Origin of the sequence: Mesobacillus thioparans (assembly GCF_965138835.1) — a bacterium.
GTDB lineage: Bacteria > Bacillota > Bacilli > Bacillales > Cytobacillaceae > Mesobacillus > Mesobacillus thioparans.
On record NZ_CBCSFH010000028.1, the window covers coordinates 1 to 17,268 of the forward strand.

The window sequence follows — 17,268 nt, forward strand, 5'->3', positions numbered from 1 at the left end:
GCATCTGTTTTTAATAAACTTGGTTAATTGTTACTGGTAAAAAATAGAATTTACGGTAAGTGTGTTTGAGTTACCCAAAAAACTTAAAAAAGTATTTGACATTGTACGCTATACAATAAAATAAAGCCCCCATGACCCGGGGGCTTCCAAAAAGGAGATGATTCAATGTTTTGGGAATATATCATGGACGTAAGCTTCGTCTGGATCGCACTCGTCGGAAGCATCATCGCCCTGCTTCTCGTCTATATGAAGAGAGCTAGCAAGAGACGTACCCGATAGCTCTGCTGCCGATATCCTTGCGATAAAAGGTTTCCGGGCAGTCGAGCTTTTCTAGCTCAGCATACACTTTTTGCTGCGCTTCTTTTAGCGAGTCCGCTTTAGCACCGACAAGCAGCACCCTGCCGCCGTTTGTCACGAACTTACCCTGGCTGTTTTTCGCCGTTCCTGCATGGAAAACATCTGACAAACCCTCAATGCCTTTGAGTTCAGCCCCTTTTTCATACTCCTCAGGATAGCCATTGGCCGCGACCACCACGCCGACCATCGCTTCCTCATGCCATTCAATTTCAGGCTTGCACCCTTCAAGCAATTCGAGGATCACCTCGACCAAATCCGATTTCATCCTCGGCAGGATCACCTGTGTTTCCGGGTCGCCGAATCTTGCATTGAATTCAATCACTTTTGGACCTTCTGCCGTCTCGATCAGCCCGGCATAAAGGATACCTGTAAAGCTCCTGCCTTCCATTTCCATCGCAATCGCCGCAGGAATGAGGATTTTCTGCACTGCTTCTTCGATCGAATCCTTTTTGATATGCGGAACCGGCGAATAGGCACCCATCCCGCCGGTGTTCGGCCCCTTGTCGCCGTCGAAGGCACGCTTATGGTCCTGGGCAATTTCAAGCGGGACCACAGTTTCTCCGTTCACGAACGCCATCAGCGAAAACTCTTCCCCTGTTAAAAATTGCTCCATGACCACGCTTGCGGAGGCTTCGCCAAATTTGCCGTCAAGCAGCATTTCCTGCAGCGCCTGTTCCGCCTGCTCCAACGTCATTGCGACAACGACACCTTTTCCCGCTGCCAGTCCGTCGGCTTTAATGACAATCGGAGCGCCGACCCTTACAAGATAGTCCCTTGCCTCGGCATAGTCCGTGAATGTCTCATAAGCAGGTGTAGGAATGCCATACTTTTTCATCAGGTCCTTAGCGAACGATTTGCTGCCCTCGATGATCGCTGCCGCTTTTCGCGGACCAAAAACCTTTAGTCCCTCTTCGATGAACCTGTCAGCAAGACCTTCCAGCAAGGGAACCTCCGGACCGATGATCGTCAGCCCGATTTGCTGCTCTTTCGCAAAAGAAACAAGTTCCTCTGTATCACTTTCATTTATCGAGACCAGCTTGGCGCAATCCTCCATGCCCGGATTGCCTGGAGCCACAAAAATCTCCGCCACAAGCGGACTCTCACTGACCTTCTTGCAAATCGCATGTTCCCGGCCGCCTTTGCCCACCACCAAAACCTTCATATCACGCACCTCCGTTTAGTTCAGAACTGCTTTTTCCTGACCTGCGTCCTGTCGAACAAACCAAAATTAATGCTTGAAATGCCTTACTCCGGTAAACACCATCGCAATGCCATATTCATCTGCCTTTTTAATTGAATCTTCGTCACGGACAGACCCGCCTGGCTGGATGATGGCCGTGATCCCTGCTTTTGCCGCCGCTTCGACAGTGTCGTCCATCGGGAAGAAGGCATCAGATGCAAGTGCGGCTCCCTCCGCTTTCGAGCCTGCCTGTTCAAGGGCGATTTTCGCTGCGCCGACACGGTTCATCTGCCCGGCACCGATTCCAAGCGTCATATCCTTATCGGTTACAACTATTGCGTTCGATTTAACATGCTTTACAACCTTCCAGCCGAGCTTCAGCGCTTCCCACTCAGCTTCCGTTGGTTTGCGTTTCGTCGGAACAGAAATTTCAGCGTCCTCAAATCCGAAGGCATCCTGCTCCTGGACAAGCAAGCCTCCCTCGATTGAGGAGAGGGTATTTTCCCCGGCTCCATTGCCATCGAATGAAACCTTCAACAAACGAAGATTCTTCTTACCCGTTAAAATCTCAAGAGCCTCGTCGCTAAAAGAAGGCGCGATGATGATTTCCAGGAAGATTTCATACAGCTTTCGTGCAGTCTCTCCATCAACCTCGCGATTCAGCGCGATGATGCCGCCGAAAATTGAAATCGGATCGGCTTCAAACGCTTTTCCGAAAGCATCAAATAGATTTTTTCCAGTGCCGACACCACATGGGTTCATATGCTTGACGGCAACGGCAGCAGGCTCAGAGAATTCTTTTACAATCTGCAAGGCAGCATTAGCGTCATTGATATTATTATAGGAAAGCTCTTTCCCATGAAGCTGTTCAGCAGCCGCAACCGAAAATGCCGAGCCAAGCGGCTTCTGGTAAAAAGCAGCTTTCTGATGCGGGTTCTCGCCATATCGAAGGCTTTGCTTCAACTCGTAAGTAACCGTCATTTTTTCCGGCTGTTCCTCGCCGGCAAGATTCGTCATATATTCCGCAATCAGCGCATCATAAGCTGCAGTGTGGCGAAACACCTTCGCAGCGAGGGTGCGGCGCGTTTTCAAAGTTGTTTCATTGTTATTTTTGTATTCTTCGATTACCTGATTGTAGTCGGCAGGATCGACGAGCACAGTTATGTATTGATGATTTTTAGCAGAGGCGCGCAGCATTGCCGGACCGCCGATATCGATGTTCTCGATCGCATTTTCCGGTGTCACGTCTGGCTTTGAAATGGTTTCTTTGAAAGGATACAAGTTGACGCAGACAAGTTCGATTTTTCCGATTTCGTTCTCAGACAGCTGAGCCTGGTGGGAAGGATCGTCATACTTTGCCAACAATCCGCCATGGATTTTTGGATGGAGCGTCTTGACGCGGCCTTCGAGAATTTCCGGAAAACCAGTGACATCACTGATGCCGATGACCGGAACTCCGCCTTCTTTCAGCGCATTCTTCGTGCCTCCAGTCGAGACGATTTCAAATCCAAGCTCAACTAGTTCCTTTGCTAATTCCACTATTCCTTCTTTATTCGAAACACTGATCAGTGCACGCTTTTTTCCCATTGTACTGCCTCCTCATTTCCGTTCAGCAGCTCCTCCAGAACCTCTGGATATAAGCTGTGTTCGATCCGCTGTATTTTCTTCTGGAGTGACTCCCGTGTCTCACCGAGAGTAATTTTTACTGACGCACTCGCGATAACCGGGCCGGTATCCATCCCCTCATCGACATAGTGAATGGTCACTCCCGTTGTCTCGGCTCCCGCTGCCAGCGCCTGGCCGATTGCATCCTTCCCAGGAAAAGCCGGTAGCAGCGACGGGTGGATATTGATGATTTTCCCCTCAAACGCATTCAGCAATGTCGGGCCAATCAGCCGCATGTAGCCCGCCAAAACAATCATGTCTACTTCCAGGCCGGTTAGTTTTTGTAAAATTTCTTCCTCATATGCTTCCTTTGATGGATAACTCTTCGGGCTGATGACCAGGGCAGGAATCCCAAGCATTTCGGCCCGATCTACAGCAAATGCACCCGGCTTGTCGCATACAAGCAGGCTGATCTCAGCATTCAGGCTTCCTGACTGGGCAGCAACCGCAAGCGCCTGGAAATTGCTCCCGCTTCCAGTTGCAAATATCGCGATTTTTTTCATATTGCTTCACCAGCCGCTTTTATCTGGATTCCTTCAGAACCAGTGACTGTGCCAATCACCGAAGCGCGCTCACCATTTTCACTGAAAAACTCAACAAGTTCAGGTGCGATTTTCGAATCAACTGCCACTACCATGCCAACGCCCATATTAAACGTATTATACATTTCCTCGCGGTCGAGTTGGGCTAATTCTTCCAGTGTCCTGAATACCTGAGGAATTTCCCAGCTGCCTTCCTCGATCTCAGCGCCAAGTCCTTCTGGCAGCATCCTCGGGATGTTTTCAATAAAACCGCCGCCCGTGATGTGGGCAAGCCCTTTAAGCTCGAATTGCTTCATCGCGGCAAGCACCGATTTTACATAAATGCGGGTCGGCTTCAGCAGCTCTTCGCCAAGTGTGCAGCCGAACTCCTCTACATGTCGGTCAAGCTCCCAGCCGGCCTGCTCAAAAAACACCTTGCGCACAAGCGAGTAGCCATTGCTGTGGATTCCGCTTGATGCAAGCCCGATCAGCACATCGCCTTCCTTGATTTGCTTGCCTGCAATGATATCCGCTTTTTCACAGGCCCCGACCGAAAAACCAGCCAAATCGTATTCTTCCGGAGAGTACATCCCTGGCATTTCCGCCGTCTCGCCGCCAACAAGCGCGCAGCCGGCCTGCTCACAGCCATCGGCAATCCCTTTGACAATCGCTTCGATTTTTTCAGGTTCGGCCTTTCCGCAGGCAATATAGTCGAGGAAATATAATGGCTCCGCTCCCTGGACAACGATGTCATTCACACACATCGCAACCGCATCAATGCCGATTGTATCATGGCGGTCCATCATGAACGCCAGCATCAGCTTCGTGCCGACACCATCCGTACCTGAAACGAGCACCGGCTCCTTCAGCCCGAGACTGGAAAGGTCGAACATTCCGCCGAATCCGCCCAGAGCCCCGAACACACCCGGCCTGACCGTCCGATTCACATGCTTTTTGATCCGTTCGACCGCCTCGTACCCGGCCTCTATATCCACACCAGCCTGCTTATACGCATTTGCCATGTTCACTACCTCCGATTTGGCTGTTTTTCTTAAACTGAATTTATTTCACTCTTATAAAGTTACTTGTTCATTTAACATAATTGCACGTGGATAGCGCAGAATTTCGTTGGTCTATTATTAATTGCGTGATCACACGATGGAATTGCGCAAGAAACCACTATAATTGCGTAATCATTCAGCAGTATTGCGCAAAAAACCATCATAATTACGTAATCATTCAGCGGAATCGCACCGTATTCCTTTTACTGGAAAATAAAACCGATCAGCACTTCTGCCCGGCAGACACGGCCTGCGGATAGATTTCGGTGGGATACTTACCTGTAAAACAAGCCAGGCACTGGCCGCGCGTTTCGCCAGGTTCATTGCGCCCGATTGCCTCCAGCATGCCCTCAACACTTAAAAATGTCAGCGAATCCGCACCGATCAATTCACGAATCTCTTCGACCGAATGTTCCGAAGCAATCAGCTCCTCGCGAGTCGAGGTATCGATTCCGTAAAAGCACGGGTTCTGGATCGGTGGTGAGCTGATGACGACATGTACTTCGGTCGCACCTGCTTCCTTTAGCATCTTCACGATCCGTCGGCTGGTCGTGCCGCGCACGATCGAGTCGTCGACCATGATGACACGCTTGCCTTCAACAATCCCGCGCACCGGTGAAAGCTTCATTTTCACACCCTGCTCCCTCAGTGACTGGGAAGGCTGGATGAAGGTGCGGCCGACATAACGGTTTTTGATCAGGCCCATTTCGTACGGAATGCCTGATTCCTCGGCATAGCCGATGGCCGCAGAAATACTGGAATCAGGTACACCTGTGACCACATCCGCCTGGATCGGCACTTCTTTTGCCAGCTGCTTGCCGAGATTCTTGCGGGCCGCATGGACGTTGATGCCGTGGATGTTGCTGTCCGGACGGGAAAAATAAATATATTCCATCGTGCAAATCGCCGTTGAGGAGCTCATTGAATACATTTCGGAATGAAGGCCGTCTGCATCGATCACGAGCAGCTCGCCAGGAAGGATGTCCCTGACAAACTCTGCTCCGATGATGTCGAATGCACAAGTTTCAGACGCTACTACATACGCATCGCCGAGTCTTCCCAATGACAAAGGACGTAGCCCATGCGGATCAAGTGCGACCATGAATTCTGTCTCGGTCATGATCAGAAAGGCATAAGCACCCTTCAGCATTGGCAAGGCATTTTTCACTCGGTCCCTCATCTGGCTGAAACCGCCGCGCTTAATCAGATGGGCCAGCACCTCAGTATCTGAACTCGTCTGGAAGATGCTGCCCTGTGCTTCAAGCTGATTCCTTAAGGCATCTGCATTTACGAGATTGCCATTATGGGCAAGAGCCAGGCCGCCGCTTTGCGATTGGAATAGAAGCGGCTGGACATTCTCGTAGCCGCCTCCTCCTGCCGTCGCATAGCGGACATGGCCGATGGCGCCGACCCCCTGGAGGTCTTCCATCGCATCTGCGGTGAAAATTTCCGTTACCAGTCCTTCGCCTTTCCGCCCCTTAAGCTGCTCGCCATCCGTAACCACTATACCCGTGCCTTCCTGTCCTCGATGCTGCAGGCTGTGAAGGCCGTAATAAGTGATTTGTGCTGCCTCGGGATGTCCCCAGATTCCAAAAACGCCGCATTCCTCATTCAAGCCTTTTAGTTCAGCAAGCATGGGATGGCTCCTTTCCAGGCCTTTTTCAGCCCCTCTGTATCATGATTGATCACGTTTTCTCCATTGACATCAACTTTTAATATTGGAGTTTCAACTACTTTCCCGATCAGCACCGCGTCTGTTAAGCTCTCAAACTCAATCTGGTTTTCTGGTTTTATCGACAAAATGAAGCGGGATTGCGATTCGCTGAACAATGCCGATACAGCATTACCTTCCAGTTCAGCCACAGCTCCCAAACCCTTGCTGCCGATCACGGATTCAGCAAGCGCAACCGCCACGCCGCCCTCCGCGACATCATGCGCAGATGCAACAAGGCCATTTCTGATCGCTGATAAAACCTGAGCTTGATAGCTGGCTTCCACTTCTAAATCAAGTTCAGGCGCCTTGCCAAAAATCCGGCCATGAATAAGCTTTTGCAGCTCGCTGCCGCCAAACTCATCCTTCGTGTCACCCAAAAGATAAATCAAATCACCGGCATTCTTAAAATGCTGTGTTGTTACGTGCTTCAGGTTTTCAACTAATCCAACCATACCGACAACCGGTGTAGGGTAAACCGCTGTTCCATTCGTTTCGTTATACAGACTCACATTCCCGCCGATGACAGGCGTGCTCAATGTCCGGCACGCTTCACTCATGCCATCGACCGCTTTTTCAAATTGCCAGAAAATCTCCGGCTTCTCAGGATTCCCGAAATTCAGGCAGTCCGTGATTGCCAGCGGTTCGCCGCCAGAGCAGACAATGTTGCGCGCCGCTTCGGCAACGGCTATCTTCCCGCCTGTTTCCGGATCGAGATAGATATAGCGCGAGTTGCAGTCCGTCGTCATCGCGAGACCTTTCTCTGTGCCGCGAACTCTTACAACAGCAGCATCCGAACCCGGAGAAACGACTGTGCTCGTGCGCACCATATGGTCATATTGGTCATAAACCCACTCTTTACTAGCGATCGTAGGCTGCTGGAGCAGCTGCAGAAGAGTAGCTTCATAGTTTTCAACTTCTGGCACTTCATTGTCCATGTTCTGGAACTCACGGAAATAAGCTGGTTCGCTGGATGGCTTGTAGTAGACAGGTGCCTCTTCAGCAAGGGCATCTGCCGGAACATTCGCAACCACTTCCCCTTTATGTAAAAGACGAAGCATCTTATCGTCCGTCACATGGCCAATCGCAACCGCTTCAAGCTCATATTTTGAAAAAAGATCGATGATTTCCTGCTCACGTCCTTTTTCCACAACAATCAGCATGCGCTCCTGGGACTCAGACAGCATCATTTCATATGCAGTCATCCCTGTTTCACGCTGCGGCACGAGGTCGAGATTCATCTCAATCCCGGAACCAGCCTTGCTCGCCATCTCGGCAGATGAACTCGTCAAACCGGCCGCTCCCATGTCCTGGATGCCAACAAGCGCATCATTTTTCACAAGCTCAAGGCAAGCTTCCAACAGCAATTTTTCCATGAACGGATCGCCAACCTGTACTGCAGGACGCTTCTCTTCAGAAGCTTCATTCAATTCCTCGGAAGCGAATGTCGCACCATGGATCCCGTCACGACCAGTTTTCGCGCCAACATACATGACCGTATTTCCGGTACCATGCGCCTGGCCCTTCTTGATATCCTCATGGTTGATCAGTCCGACGCACATTGCGTTCACAAGCGGGTTGCCTTCATAAGCACCATCAAACTGAACCTCACCGCCGACCGTCGGAATGCCGATGCAGTTTCCGTAACCGGCGATACCAGCAACAACCTGTTCAAACAAATATTTTACCCGCGGCGACTCAAGTTCGCCGAAACGTAGGGAATTCAATAATGCAATTGGCCTTGCTCCCATCGAAAAAACATCACGGATGATGCCGCCGACACCCGTCGCAGCACCCTGATAAGGCTCGATTGCGGAAGGATGATTATGGCTTTCAATTTTGAAAACGACCGCCTGGCCATCACCAATATCAACGATCCCCGCGCCCTCACCCGGTCCCTGTAAAACACGCTCGCCGGTGACAGGGAACTTTTTCAGGACAGGCTTCGAGTTCTTGTAGCTGCAATGCTCCGACCACATGACCGAGAACAAACCTGTTTCTGTGTAGTTGGGAGTACGGCCAAGAATCTTTTCGGCAGAAGCAAACTCGCTGTCTGACAGTCCCATTTCACGATAAATTTTATCCTGTTTAATTTGCTCTGGACTTGGTTCAAGCATTAAGCGCATATGCTTCCCTCCATTGTTTGACGATCGATTTGAAAAGCTTCAGGCCGTCCGCGCCGCCTAGCAGTTCGTCGACTGCACGCTCCGGATGAGGCATCATTCCGAGGACATTGCCTCGCTCATTGATGATTCCCGCAATATTCTCAAGGCTTCCGTTCGGATTCTCGCCATTGTATGTGAACACGATTTGGTTATGGGCCTTTAAACGAGCAAGAGTTTCGTCATCGCAATAATAATTGCCTTCACCATGCGCAACCGGAATCGTGATGACCTCGCCTTTCTCATAGCCTGCAGAGAACATGGTTTCGTTATTTTCTACCTTAAGCTCGACCTGCTTGCAGATGAACTTCAGGCTGTCATTGCGGCGCATCGCCCCTGGAAGCAGGCCTGCCTCAAGCAAAATCTGAAATCCGTTGCAAACACCAAGCACTGGTTTTCCTGCTTCAGCCGCTTTCATGACTTCCTTCATGACATTGCTAAATTGCGCAATCGCGCCAGATCTTAAGTAATCTCCATAGGAGAAACCTCCAGGCAAAAGCACAGCATCATAGCCTTCAAGGCTCTCAGCATCATGCCAGACATACTCTGCTTCTTCGCCAAGCTCATCTTTTACCGCGTGGTACATGTCGATGTCACAGTTCGAACCCGGAAAAACGATCACCGCAAATTTCACTGTGCAACAACCTCCTCGACTTCATACCTGTAGTCCTCGATCACCGGATTTGCCAGCAGGCGATCACACATTTCCTTAACAGCACCATCAACATCCTTAACCGTTTCATCAAGAGTCAATTCCATATATTTACCGATGCGGACTTCCTGGATCCCTTCGTAACCGTGTGTCGCAAGTGCATTTTTAACAGCTGTCCCCTGCGGATCCAAAACACTTTCCCTTAACGTCACATACACCTTCACTTTATACATGCAATTGTCCTCCCAATCTCGTTAAAATGGTTTCGTAAGCATCTGTCAGGTTCCCCAAATCGCGGCGGAACACATCTTTGTCAAGCTTCTCCTGCGTCTCCATATCCCAAAGCCTGCACGTATCAGGCGAAATCTCATCCGCGAGCAGGATGTTGCCGTCAGCATCCTTACCGAACTCAAGCTTAAAATCTATTAATCTCACACCTATTTCTGTGAAAAACCCGCCAAGAACTTCATTGATTTTCAACGCCGCTGCCTTCAACTCAGCCACTTCATCTGCAGTCGCAAGACTCAGCACATCCACATGTTCATCCGTAATCAGCGGGTCGCCAAGCGCATCATCCTTCAGGTAAAACTCAACGATAGGCCTCGAAAGCTTTTTGCCTTCCTCAACGCCAAGGCGCTTTGAAAAACTGCCTGCAGCGAAATTCCGGACAACCACTTCGAGTGGGATGATCTGCACACGCTTCACGAGCTGCTCATTCCCGGAAATTTTCTCAATAAAATGAGACGGAATTCCCGCGTCGCTAAGCTTAGAGAATAATAGACTCGTAATCTCGTTATTCAGCCTGCCCTTGCCGACAATCTCTGCTTTTTTCTCGCCATTATAGGCAGTCGCAGAATCCTTATATTGAACCCTGACTACATCCTCTTGATCTGTACCGTAAATCCGCTTCGCTTTCCCTTCGTATAACAGCTCTTCCATTTCAACGCCCTCCGATTGAGATAATTGGCAATCTTCAGTCACATCGAAAAGTGCAAGCGCCTTGCTCAGCCCCGACAAGCGCTGGAGGGCCGACCGAAGAAGTCGTTCTTTGACTTCATCGGGCGGACCGAAGCGACTCGAGGGGCTAGGCGCTGGAACTGGACAATTCTCGCAGTTAAATTTCTACACTTTTCTTATCAGATAAAAGAAGGGCAAGAAATCTTGCCCTGTTCGTATTAAAGTCCCAGTCTTTCGAAAATCATATCCACATGCTTGATATGGTAGTTATAATCAAAACAGTCATCGATTTCTGCTTCACTCAGCAGTACGGAAATCTTTTCATCCTGTTCGATCAGGCTGCGGAACTGCACCTGCTTTTCCCATGCCTCCATTGCGCGAGGCTGAACTGTATCGTATGCTTCCTCACGGGACATACCCTTGTCGATCAACGCAAGCAGCACACGCTGTGAATAAATCAAGCCCAGTGTCCGGTCCATATTGCGCTTCATGTTCTCCGGGTACACCGTCAGGTTCTTGACGATATTGCCAAAGCGGTTCAGCATATAGTTCAACGCAATTGTTGCGTCCGGTAAAATAATTCTCTCAGCAGAAGAATGCGAGATATCACGCTCATGCCACAGTGGCACATTCTCATAAGCTGTTGTCATATAACCGCGGATGACCCTCGCCATTCCGGTCATGTTTTCAGAACCAATCGGGTTGCGCTTATGAGGCATCGCCGATGAACCCTTCTGCCCTTTCGCAAAAAACTCCTCAACCTCACGAGTTTCGCTCTTCTGCAATCCGCGGATCTCCACCGCGAATTTTTCAATCGAAGTCGCAATCAATGCCAGTGACGACATATAAAAAGCATGGCGGTCACGCTGCAAAGTCTGAGTGGAAATCGGTGCTGGCTGCAGCCCTAATTTTTCACAAACATATGATTCCACGAATGGATCGATATTCGCGTATGTTCCAACCGCACCGGAAATCTTGCCGAATTCCACATCGCGGGAAGCCATTTTAAAGCGCTCAAGATTGCGCTTCATTTCCTCAAGCCATAACGCCAGTTTCAAGCCGAAAGTCGTCGGTTCGGCATGGACACCATGCGTACGTCCCATCATGACTGTGTATTTATGTTCTTTTGCCTTATTCGCCAAAATCTCAACAAAGTTCTCAAGGTCCTTCAGCAAAATCTCATTCGCCTGTTTAAGCACATATGATAGAGCTGTATCGACCACATCCGTCGAAGTCAGGCCATAATGCACCCATTTGCGTTCTTCGCCAAGCGTTTCAGACACCGCCCTCGTAAAAGCAACCACATCATGACGTGTCTCTTCTTCGATTTCTTTGATCCGGTCAATATCAAAAGAAGCATTCTCACGCAGCTTCTTCACATCTTCTTTTGGAATCTCCCCAAGCTCTGCCCAGGCTTCACATGCGAGGATCTCAACCTCAAGCCACGCTTTGAAGCGGTTTTCCTCCGTCCAAATTGCTCCCATTTCCGGCCTTGTATAACGATCTATCATCTTTTTTGTCCTCCGATCATTTCTGCTGCACTTTCCCAGATGCCGCTTTGCTCAGCTTCCTCAAGCGCGTTCTCTACTGTCTCTCGTAAAAGGGTCACATGCCCCATTTTCCGTTTATGCTTTGCTTCTTTTTTGCCATATAAGTGAATCTTCCAATCCTGCAATTCAGCGATTCTTTCCAGCAATGGCTGCTGGTGCTCACCAAGGATATTCACCATCACAGCAGGCTTCAGCAAGTTCGTATTGCCCAACGGCCAGCCGCATACTGCCCTGACATGCTGCTCGAACTGCGAAGTCTCACAGGCTTCAATACTATAATGCCCCGAATTATGCGGTCTCGGTGCCAGTTCATTTATGTAAAGCTCATCATTTTCAGCCAAAAACATTTCAACTGCCAGCGTTCCAACCAACCCTAATGCTGAAGCAATTTGTTTCGCTGCCTCTATAGCCTTTGCTTTAGCCCTCGCGCTGATTCTCGCCGGCACAATGGTCTGATGCAAGATATTTTCCTTATGGATATTTTCCGCGACCGGAAAAACGGCTGTCTCACCAGTAGTCCCGCGAGTGATGATCACGGAAATTTCTTTTTCAAACGGAATCCATTTCTCCAGCACACATTCACCCTGGCTGACAAGTGTTTCAGCCAATGGGATGTCATCAATGGACCTGAGCACCAGCTGGCCTTTGCCATCATAACCGCCTCGTGCCGTCTTCAATACTGCCGGCAGACCTAGCTCCTCAACACCATTCCTGACATCTTCCACTCTTGTCACTGCCACATAGGGAGCCACTCTCACCCCGGCTGCCTCGATATAGCGCTTCTCTTCTATCCTGTCCTGAGTGACCCTAAGCAATTCGGTCCCCTGCGGTACATAGGCATACTTATTCAACCATTCAAGCGCATCAGCGTCGATATTCTCAAACTCATAAGTGATCACATCACTCCGTTCGGACAGCTGCTTTATTTTTTCCAGGTCAGCATAACCGCCGACAATCTGCTCGTCAGCAACCTGTCCGCACGGACAATCCTCTGTCGGGTCAAGCACAATCACCCTGAACCCCATCGCTTTTGCCGACAGCGCCATCATCTTGCCAAGCTGCCCGCCGCCAATGATTCCGATCGTCTCTCCTGGTAAAATCAATTTAGACAAGCTCATCACTGCTTTCCATCACTGACATTTTTGTTTCTTCCCGTAAACGCGCCAGCCTTTCCGCAACTTCACCATCAAATGCACCCAAAATCTGTGCCGCAAGCAATCCTGCATTCGTTGCTCCTGCCTTTCCGATCGCCACTGTCGCAACAGGGACGCCGCCAGGCATCTGGACAATCGATAACAAGGAATCCAGGCCGTTGAGCGCTCGCGACTGCACTGGCACCCCGATTACCGGAAGCGTGGTTTTCGCTGCAACCATCCCAGGCAGATGAGCTGCTCCGCCCGCTCCGGCGATGATGACTTTGATTCCTTCATCTCTCGCATTCTCAGCAAACTCAAACATTAAATCCGGTGTCCGATGAGCGGAAACCACTTTCTTTATATAAGAAATTTCTAGACGATGGAGCATGTCACAAGCATGCTTCATCGTTTCCCAATCCGATTTGCTCCCCATTATGACCGCAACCGTCATTTCCCTAACCTCCCTTTGGAGTTTCCAAAACAAAAAACCCGGATAGACTGCTTCCTCTGATAGAAGAGAAAGTAGTCCGTCCGGGTGCATACACAAAGAAACCTGCAAGTAACATGCGATTTCTTTTCCCTTCACTTTAAAAAACTACTTTCCCTCATAGTCCGGCCATTTACGGCAGCCGGGTAGAGACTCATGGGCCATATCCCCATTATTATACGAGGGAGTAACTGAATTTCACTTTCGACACCTACATCTTACCAACGATTTAGACTTTTTGTCAATCAATAATCGAACGTTAAATAATTTCCATTTTAAATCGTTCGTGTTTAGGACTTTAAATAATTAACGCAATTCAGCTTTCTATCAACTTCGCTTCAAAAATGATCTGCCTGCCAGCAGGCTCATATCCAACTGCTCCATTTTTTTCAACTTCCTTGAAGATCGGCTTTTCCATCCTGCGGACAGGGGCAAATCCGTCCTTCTTCATTCTATTAAGACAATCATCGATTGATTCATGCTCACCGACTTCATACATCTGCTTCTTCCTAACCTTGCTCATGAGAACAGCTTTCCTTTCCGCACCGATTTTACCCAGAACCCGCCATGAATCGCTTTCGGTTCATACGCGATGATAAATGCTTTCGGGTCAAGCTCTTTGATTGTCTGGTAAAGCTTCAATTCATATTTCCTCGGCGTCAGGATTTGCAACGCCATCCGGTCGCCCTCAAGCCCATGCGCTGCCCAGTCTGTCACACCATACCCCATTTCCCGTAAAGCTTTAGGCAAGTCTCTGTCGTATTCCTTTGTAATTACATTAATTGTAATATATCCAAGGGCCAGCTTCTCCTCGATCTTCATCCCGACGATGACACCAATACCATAACCGACAGCGTAGGCAACCAAGTTCTGAATCTGATTCAAATTCTCAAGTACCAGCCCAAGTCCGACTACATAAATCACAACTTCGATCATGCTCAGTCCTGCAGCCAGATAACGCTGTCCCTTCAACGTCAGGATCATCCTGATTGTAAAAAAAGACACATACACAATATTGATGATTAAGATGATGGCTACCATGGCAAAACCATTCTCCAGCATTCAATAACCCCTCCAGACATCTCATCTAATAAGCCTTAATGTTCGCATTAATCAAATCAGTTGTAAAGTAACTTGCAAAATCTCCTAATGAAATAGATATCTTATTTTAAGGTTTCCTCAAGCACGCCATTTGAAACTTATTGAAATTTATTTTTATATATATAAATACAATTCATTTAAAACGGCAGAGTATACCAAATATTAAAAAAGGAGTTGTAACAAGTATTTTATCGAAGAAAATTTTACATTGTAAAAAATGAATTTATCGAAACATTTAATAGGCTTTTTAATGAGATTAACCTGCCAAATCAACTGAAACACGGATCCCGCTTAACAGGAAGATGGATATCCCGCATAATGAGACAACAACGGAAATTTTCGCAATTTGGGAGTATGACAGCTATGAGGACTACGTAAGCATAGAAAACAACGTCAGAAATGACACTGAACACGTCAAACGGATCCAGAGCTGGTATGAAGAACACGGCGGACGCGATAATATAAAAAGGGAATACCTTTTAGAAATTAAGAATGAAAAGATCTATTCCACAATTGACACGCCATTGAACAAGTCATAAAAAAAACCATCAAGCCCTTCCAGGAATGGCTTGATGGTTTTCATTTATATTTTAAATCGGCTAACTGTATCTTTTAAAGTTTCTGCCATGGTAGACAAATTATTTGCTGATGCTGTAATTTCCTCCATGGAGGCTAATTGTTCCTCAGCAGAAGTCGCGACGTTTTGAGTATGAGTAGAAGAACCCTTAGAGATTGTTGATACCTCATTGACTGTTGCTGAGATTTCCTCTGTGCTCGCTGACATCTGCTCTGCGGTGGCTGCCATCTCTTCGATTCGTGCACTCATATTTTCCATGTAGTGGAGAATTTCCTGAAAGCTTTTTTGGGTGCCCTCTACGATTCCCAGGCCGCTTAATACTTCTTTTTTAACATTCTCAATCGAACCATTGGACTGCTCCATATCAAGTTGAATCTGTCTGATCAAATCGGAAATTTGCGAAGAAGATTTTTGTGATTGTTCAGCCAGCTTCCTGACCTCTGCAGCAACAACGGCAAACCCTTTGCCGTGTTCCCCTGCCCTCGCTGCTTCAATGGCCGCATTCAAGGCGAGCAAATTGGTCTGATCCGCAATCTCTGTAATCACTCTCGAGATATTGTCGATTTCCCGGGACCTTTCATTCAGCAAACTGAACACTTCTCCTGTTTCCTCAACAGAAGTATGGATCATATTCATTTGACTTGCAGTCTCCTCGACAAACACTCCACCCTGTTTCGCATGGACACTCGCTTCTGTACTTGATTCAGCAATCAATGAAGAAGTCTCGGCAATATTGGCTACTCCCCTTGCCAGTTCCTCCAATGCCCTGGCACTTTCCTCTATTCCTTGTGTTTGTGTATCAGAACCGCTTGCGACCTGCTGGATCGCTTCTGTTATTTGCTCTGTCGCCCGGCTTGTCTGTTCCGCTCCCGCAGTCAGCTCTTCGGATGACGCCGCAACCTGCTCTGAAGTTTCAAGGACATCTTGTAACATAGCGCTCAAGTTTTCTTTCATGTTATTATAACTTTCCGCAAGGTCAGTCAATTCATCCCCGCTGCGGTCGTCCACGACAGCTGTGAAGTCTCCGGCCCCAGCCTTGACCATGGCTGTCGAAATGGCATCAAGCCTTTTTCTTAATATTCGTGTAAACCAATAGATTCCTATTGATGCGATGACCAAGACGATTACGACCTGTATCAAGAATTTGGTCATAAAAGAAGACAGAATTTGATCAATGATCTTTTCTGATGATCCAACGTACAGAATCCCAATCGCCTTGCCGTTCTGGTCCATTATTGGCTTATAAGCGGTTTGATAGGAATGCCCGGCCACATTTGCTTCTCCGTAAAAAGCTTTCCCTTGCTTCAGTACAACATCAGCAACCTCGTCGGAGACAGTTGTCCCAACAGCCCGCTTTCCTTCCAGCATGACGTTGGTAGCAATACGGGTATTTTCCTGAAAAATGGTGACAGTATCTCCTGTATCATTTCCAATTTTGTCGACGAGCTCATAATTTTCATTAAAAACTTGGTTGCCTTTATACAGCTTTCCACTTTTTATTTCCCATTCACCAGGGAATTTATTGTTAATATACCGCTCACTTAAAGCCAGGTCACCCTTTGCCTTCTCCACTGCAAAAGCTTTGATTCCTGCGGTCACTTCCCTGGTCACGATAACCCCAATGATCACAGAGAGCAGAAGTACAGTGCCCAGTACAATTAAATTGATTTTAGTCCCTAATTTCAGCTGCAATCCTGATTTCCTTTTCCCCAAAATACATGCTCCCCCTAGATGTAATCTTTTTCAATCCTAGAAAAACGACTATACACGCTAAGGTAATATCGGAAGAGTTGAGAAATTGTTAATAACAGTGTAGGAATGTCATGAATTGGACACATAAACTTCCTTGTGACCTAAAATCCTTTTTGCCTGTCGATTAGCTTGTATTACTTTTCTGGTGCAGGGATCTGAAGTTGAGCTATCGTCATACAGCTTCTCATTTGTTCCCCAAGTTTTACGTGAAGCCTGCTCTTACTTGCACAGACAACAAAAAAAGAACAGCCATTATAGCTGTTCTTTTTAATGCCCGGCGGCGTCCTACTCTCACAGGGGGAAACCCCCAACTACCATCGGCGCTGAGAAGCTTAACTTCCGTGTTCGGTATGGGAACGGGTGTGACCTTCTCGCCATCGCCACCAGACAATTTTAAAG

The 17,268-nt window shown here is 48.2% G+C and carries 16 protein-coding genes, 1 rRNA gene, 1 pseudogene and 1 riboswitch; of the genes and pseudogenes, 2 read left to right on the plus strand and 16 right to left on the minus strand.

The window, feature by feature from the left end; genetic code table 11:
• Window positions 1-165 precede the first annotated feature (165 nt).
• A complete protein-coding gene (locus ACNAZ4_RS23665) occupies window positions 166-279 on the plus strand; it encodes an EYxxD motif small membrane protein (protein WP_415818715.1) in 114 nt (37 codons plus the stop codon).
• Here the strand turns inward: ACNAZ4_RS23665 and purD are convergent.
• From purD to ACNAZ4_RS23735, 14 genes are all read right to left on the minus strand, one after another.
• Window positions 257-1,519, minus strand: coding sequence for a phosphoribosylamine--glycine ligase (gene purD / locus ACNAZ4_RS23670; RefSeq protein ID WP_415818717.1), 1,263 nt, complete (start codon window positions 1,517-1,519; stop codon window positions 257-259). The genes ACNAZ4_RS23665 and purD overlap by 23 nt on opposite strands.
• A 66-nt stretch (window positions 1,520-1,585) precedes the next feature.
• The gene (gene purH, locus ACNAZ4_RS23675; protein ID WP_415818719.1) at window positions 1,586-3,124 is read right to left on the minus strand and encodes a bifunctional phosphoribosylaminoimidazolecarboxamide formyltransferase/IMP cyclohydrolase; all 1,539 of its coding nucleotides are present in this window, start codon (window positions 3,122-3,124) and stop codon (window positions 1,586-1,588) included.
• Window positions 3,103-3,705: a phosphoribosylglycinamide formyltransferase gene (gene purN / locus ACNAZ4_RS23680; protein WP_415818721.1), complete on the minus strand. Its 603-nt coding sequence runs from the start codon at window positions 3,703-3,705 to the stop codon at window positions 3,103-3,105. Before purN ends, purH begins: the two co-directional genes overlap by 22 nt.
• The gene (gene purM / locus ACNAZ4_RS23685; RefSeq protein WP_415818723.1) at window positions 3,702-4,745 is read right to left on the minus strand and encodes a phosphoribosylformylglycinamidine cyclo-ligase; all 1,044 of its coding nucleotides are present in this window, start codon (window positions 4,743-4,745) and stop codon (window positions 3,702-3,704) included. The genes purN and purM overlap by 4 nt, the downstream gene beginning before the upstream one ends.
• A gap of 262 nt (window positions 4,746-5,007) precedes the next feature.
• A complete protein-coding gene (gene purF, locus ACNAZ4_RS23690) occupies window positions 5,008-6,420 on the minus strand; it encodes an amidophosphoribosyltransferase (RefSeq protein WP_415818725.1) in 1,413 nt (470 codons plus the stop codon).
• Window positions 6,405-8,621, minus strand: a complete 2,217-nt coding sequence (purL, locus tag ACNAZ4_RS23695) for a phosphoribosylformylglycinamidine synthase subunit PurL (RefSeq protein ID WP_415818727.1) — start codon at window positions 8,619-8,621, stop codon at window positions 6,405-6,407. Before purL ends, purF begins: the two co-directional genes overlap by 16 nt.
• Window positions 8,605-9,291, minus strand: coding sequence for a phosphoribosylformylglycinamidine synthase subunit PurQ (gene purQ / locus ACNAZ4_RS23700; protein ID WP_415818729.1), 687 nt, complete (start codon window positions 9,289-9,291; stop codon window positions 8,605-8,607). Before purQ ends, purL begins: the two co-directional genes overlap by 17 nt.
• A complete protein-coding gene (gene purS / locus ACNAZ4_RS23705; protein ID WP_415818731.1) occupies window positions 9,288-9,542 on the minus strand; it encodes a phosphoribosylformylglycinamidine synthase subunit PurS in 255 nt (84 codons plus the stop codon). Before purS ends, purQ begins: the two co-directional genes overlap by 4 nt.
• Complete coding sequence (purC, locus tag ACNAZ4_RS23710) at window positions 9,535-10,248, minus strand: phosphoribosylaminoimidazolesuccinocarboxamide synthase (protein WP_415818733.1); 714 nt, start codon at window positions 10,246-10,248, stop codon at window positions 9,535-9,537. Before purC ends, purS begins: the two co-directional genes overlap by 8 nt.
• Before the next feature lie 236 nt (window positions 10,249-10,484).
• On the minus strand, window positions 10,485-11,777 hold the full coding sequence (purB, locus tag ACNAZ4_RS23715; protein ID WP_415818735.1) for an adenylosuccinate lyase: 1,293 nt from the start codon (window positions 11,775-11,777) through the stop codon (window positions 10,485-10,487).
• Window positions 11,774-12,934, minus strand: coding sequence for a 5-(carboxyamino)imidazole ribonucleotide synthase (purK, locus tag ACNAZ4_RS23720; RefSeq protein WP_415818737.1), 1,161 nt, complete (start codon window positions 12,932-12,934; stop codon window positions 11,774-11,776). Before purK ends, purB begins: the two co-directional genes overlap by 4 nt.
• Entirely contained in the window at window positions 12,921-13,403 is a 483-nt protein-coding gene (gene purE / locus ACNAZ4_RS23725; RefSeq protein ID WP_415818739.1) for a 5-(carboxyamino)imidazole ribonucleotide mutase, read from the minus strand. The genes purK and purE overlap by 14 nt, the downstream gene beginning before the upstream one ends.
• A gap of 137 nt (window positions 13,404-13,540) precedes the next feature.
• A riboswitch (purine riboswitch) is annotated at window positions 13,541-13,642 on the minus strand.
• 113 nt (window positions 13,643-13,755) lie between these two features.
• Window positions 13,756-13,962, minus strand: coding sequence for an NETI motif-containing protein (locus ACNAZ4_RS23730; protein ID WP_415818741.1), 207 nt, complete (start codon window positions 13,960-13,962; stop codon window positions 13,756-13,758).
• The gene (locus ACNAZ4_RS23735; protein WP_415818743.1) at window positions 13,959-14,501 is read right to left on the minus strand and encodes a DUF2179 domain-containing protein; all 543 of its coding nucleotides are present in this window, start codon (window positions 14,499-14,501) and stop codon (window positions 13,959-13,961) included. Before ACNAZ4_RS23735 ends, ACNAZ4_RS23730 begins: the two co-directional genes overlap by 4 nt.
• A gap of 246 nt (window positions 14,502-14,747) precedes the next feature.
• Between ACNAZ4_RS23735 and ACNAZ4_RS23740 the strand changes: the two are divergent.
• Window positions 14,748-15,079: pseudogene (locus tag ACNAZ4_RS23740) on the plus strand (NIPSNAP family protein).
• 44 nt (window positions 15,080-15,123) lie between these two features.
• Here the strand turns inward: ACNAZ4_RS23740 and ACNAZ4_RS23745 are convergent.
• Both ACNAZ4_RS23745 and rrf read right to left on the minus strand, forming a co-directional pair.
• Complete coding sequence (locus ACNAZ4_RS23745) at window positions 15,124-16,830, minus strand: methyl-accepting chemotaxis protein (protein ID WP_415818745.1); 1,707 nt, start codon at window positions 16,828-16,830, stop codon at window positions 15,124-15,126.
• Between the two features lie 311 nt (window positions 16,831-17,141).
• Window positions 17,142-17,257: ribosomal RNA gene (gene rrf / locus ACNAZ4_RS23750) — 5S ribosomal RNA — on the minus strand.
• Window positions 17,258-17,268: the final 11 nt, after the last annotated feature.

Coding starts and splice junctions, on each gene's coding strand:
- ACNAZ4_RS23665 (WP_415818715.1), top strand. CDS start 166: ATGTTTTGGGAATATATCATGGACGTAAGCTTCGTCTGGATCGCACTC.
- purD (WP_415818717.1), bottom strand. CDS start 1,519: ATGAAGGTTTTGGTGGTGGGCAAAGGCGGCCGGGAACATGCGATTTGC.
- purH (WP_415818719.1), bottom strand. CDS start 3,124: ATGGGAAAAAAGCGTGCACTGATCAGTGTTTCGAATAAAGAAGGAATA.
- purN (WP_415818721.1), bottom strand. CDS start 3,705: ATGAAAAAAATCGCGATATTTGCAACTGGAAGCGGGAGCAATTTCCAG.
- purM (WP_415818723.1), bottom strand. CDS start 4,745: ATGGCAAATGCGTATAAGCAGGCTGGTGTGGATATAGAGGCCGGGTAC.
- purF (WP_415818725.1), bottom strand. CDS start 6,420: ATGCTTGCTGAACTAAAAGGCTTGAATGAGGAATGCGGCGTTTTTGGA.
- purL (WP_415818727.1), bottom strand. CDS start 8,621: ATGCGCTTAATGCTTGAACCAAGTCCAGAGCAAATTAAACAGGATAAA.
- purS (WP_415818731.1), bottom strand. CDS start 9,542: ATGTATAAAGTGAAGGTGTATGTGACGTTAAGGGAAAGTGTTTTGGAT.
- purC (WP_415818733.1), bottom strand. CDS start 10,248: ATGGAAGAGCTGTTATACGAAGGGAAAGCGAAGCGGATTTACGGTACA.
- purB (WP_415818735.1), bottom strand. CDS start 11,777: ATGATAGATCGTTATACAAGGCCGGAAATGGGAGCAATTTGGACGGAG.
- purK (WP_415818737.1), bottom strand. CDS start 12,934: ATGAGCTTGTCTAAATTGATTTTACCAGGAGAGACGATCGGAATCATT.
- purE (WP_415818739.1), bottom strand. CDS start 13,403: ATGACGGTTGCGGTCATAATGGGGAGCAAATCGGATTGGGAAACGATG.
- ACNAZ4_RS23730 (WP_415818741.1), bottom strand. CDS start 13,962: ATGAGCAAGGTTAGGAAGAAGCAGATGTATGAAGTCGGTGAGCATGAA.
- ACNAZ4_RS23735 (WP_415818743.1), bottom strand. CDS start 14,501: ATGCTGGAGAATGGTTTTGCCATGGTAGCCATCATCTTAATCATCAAT.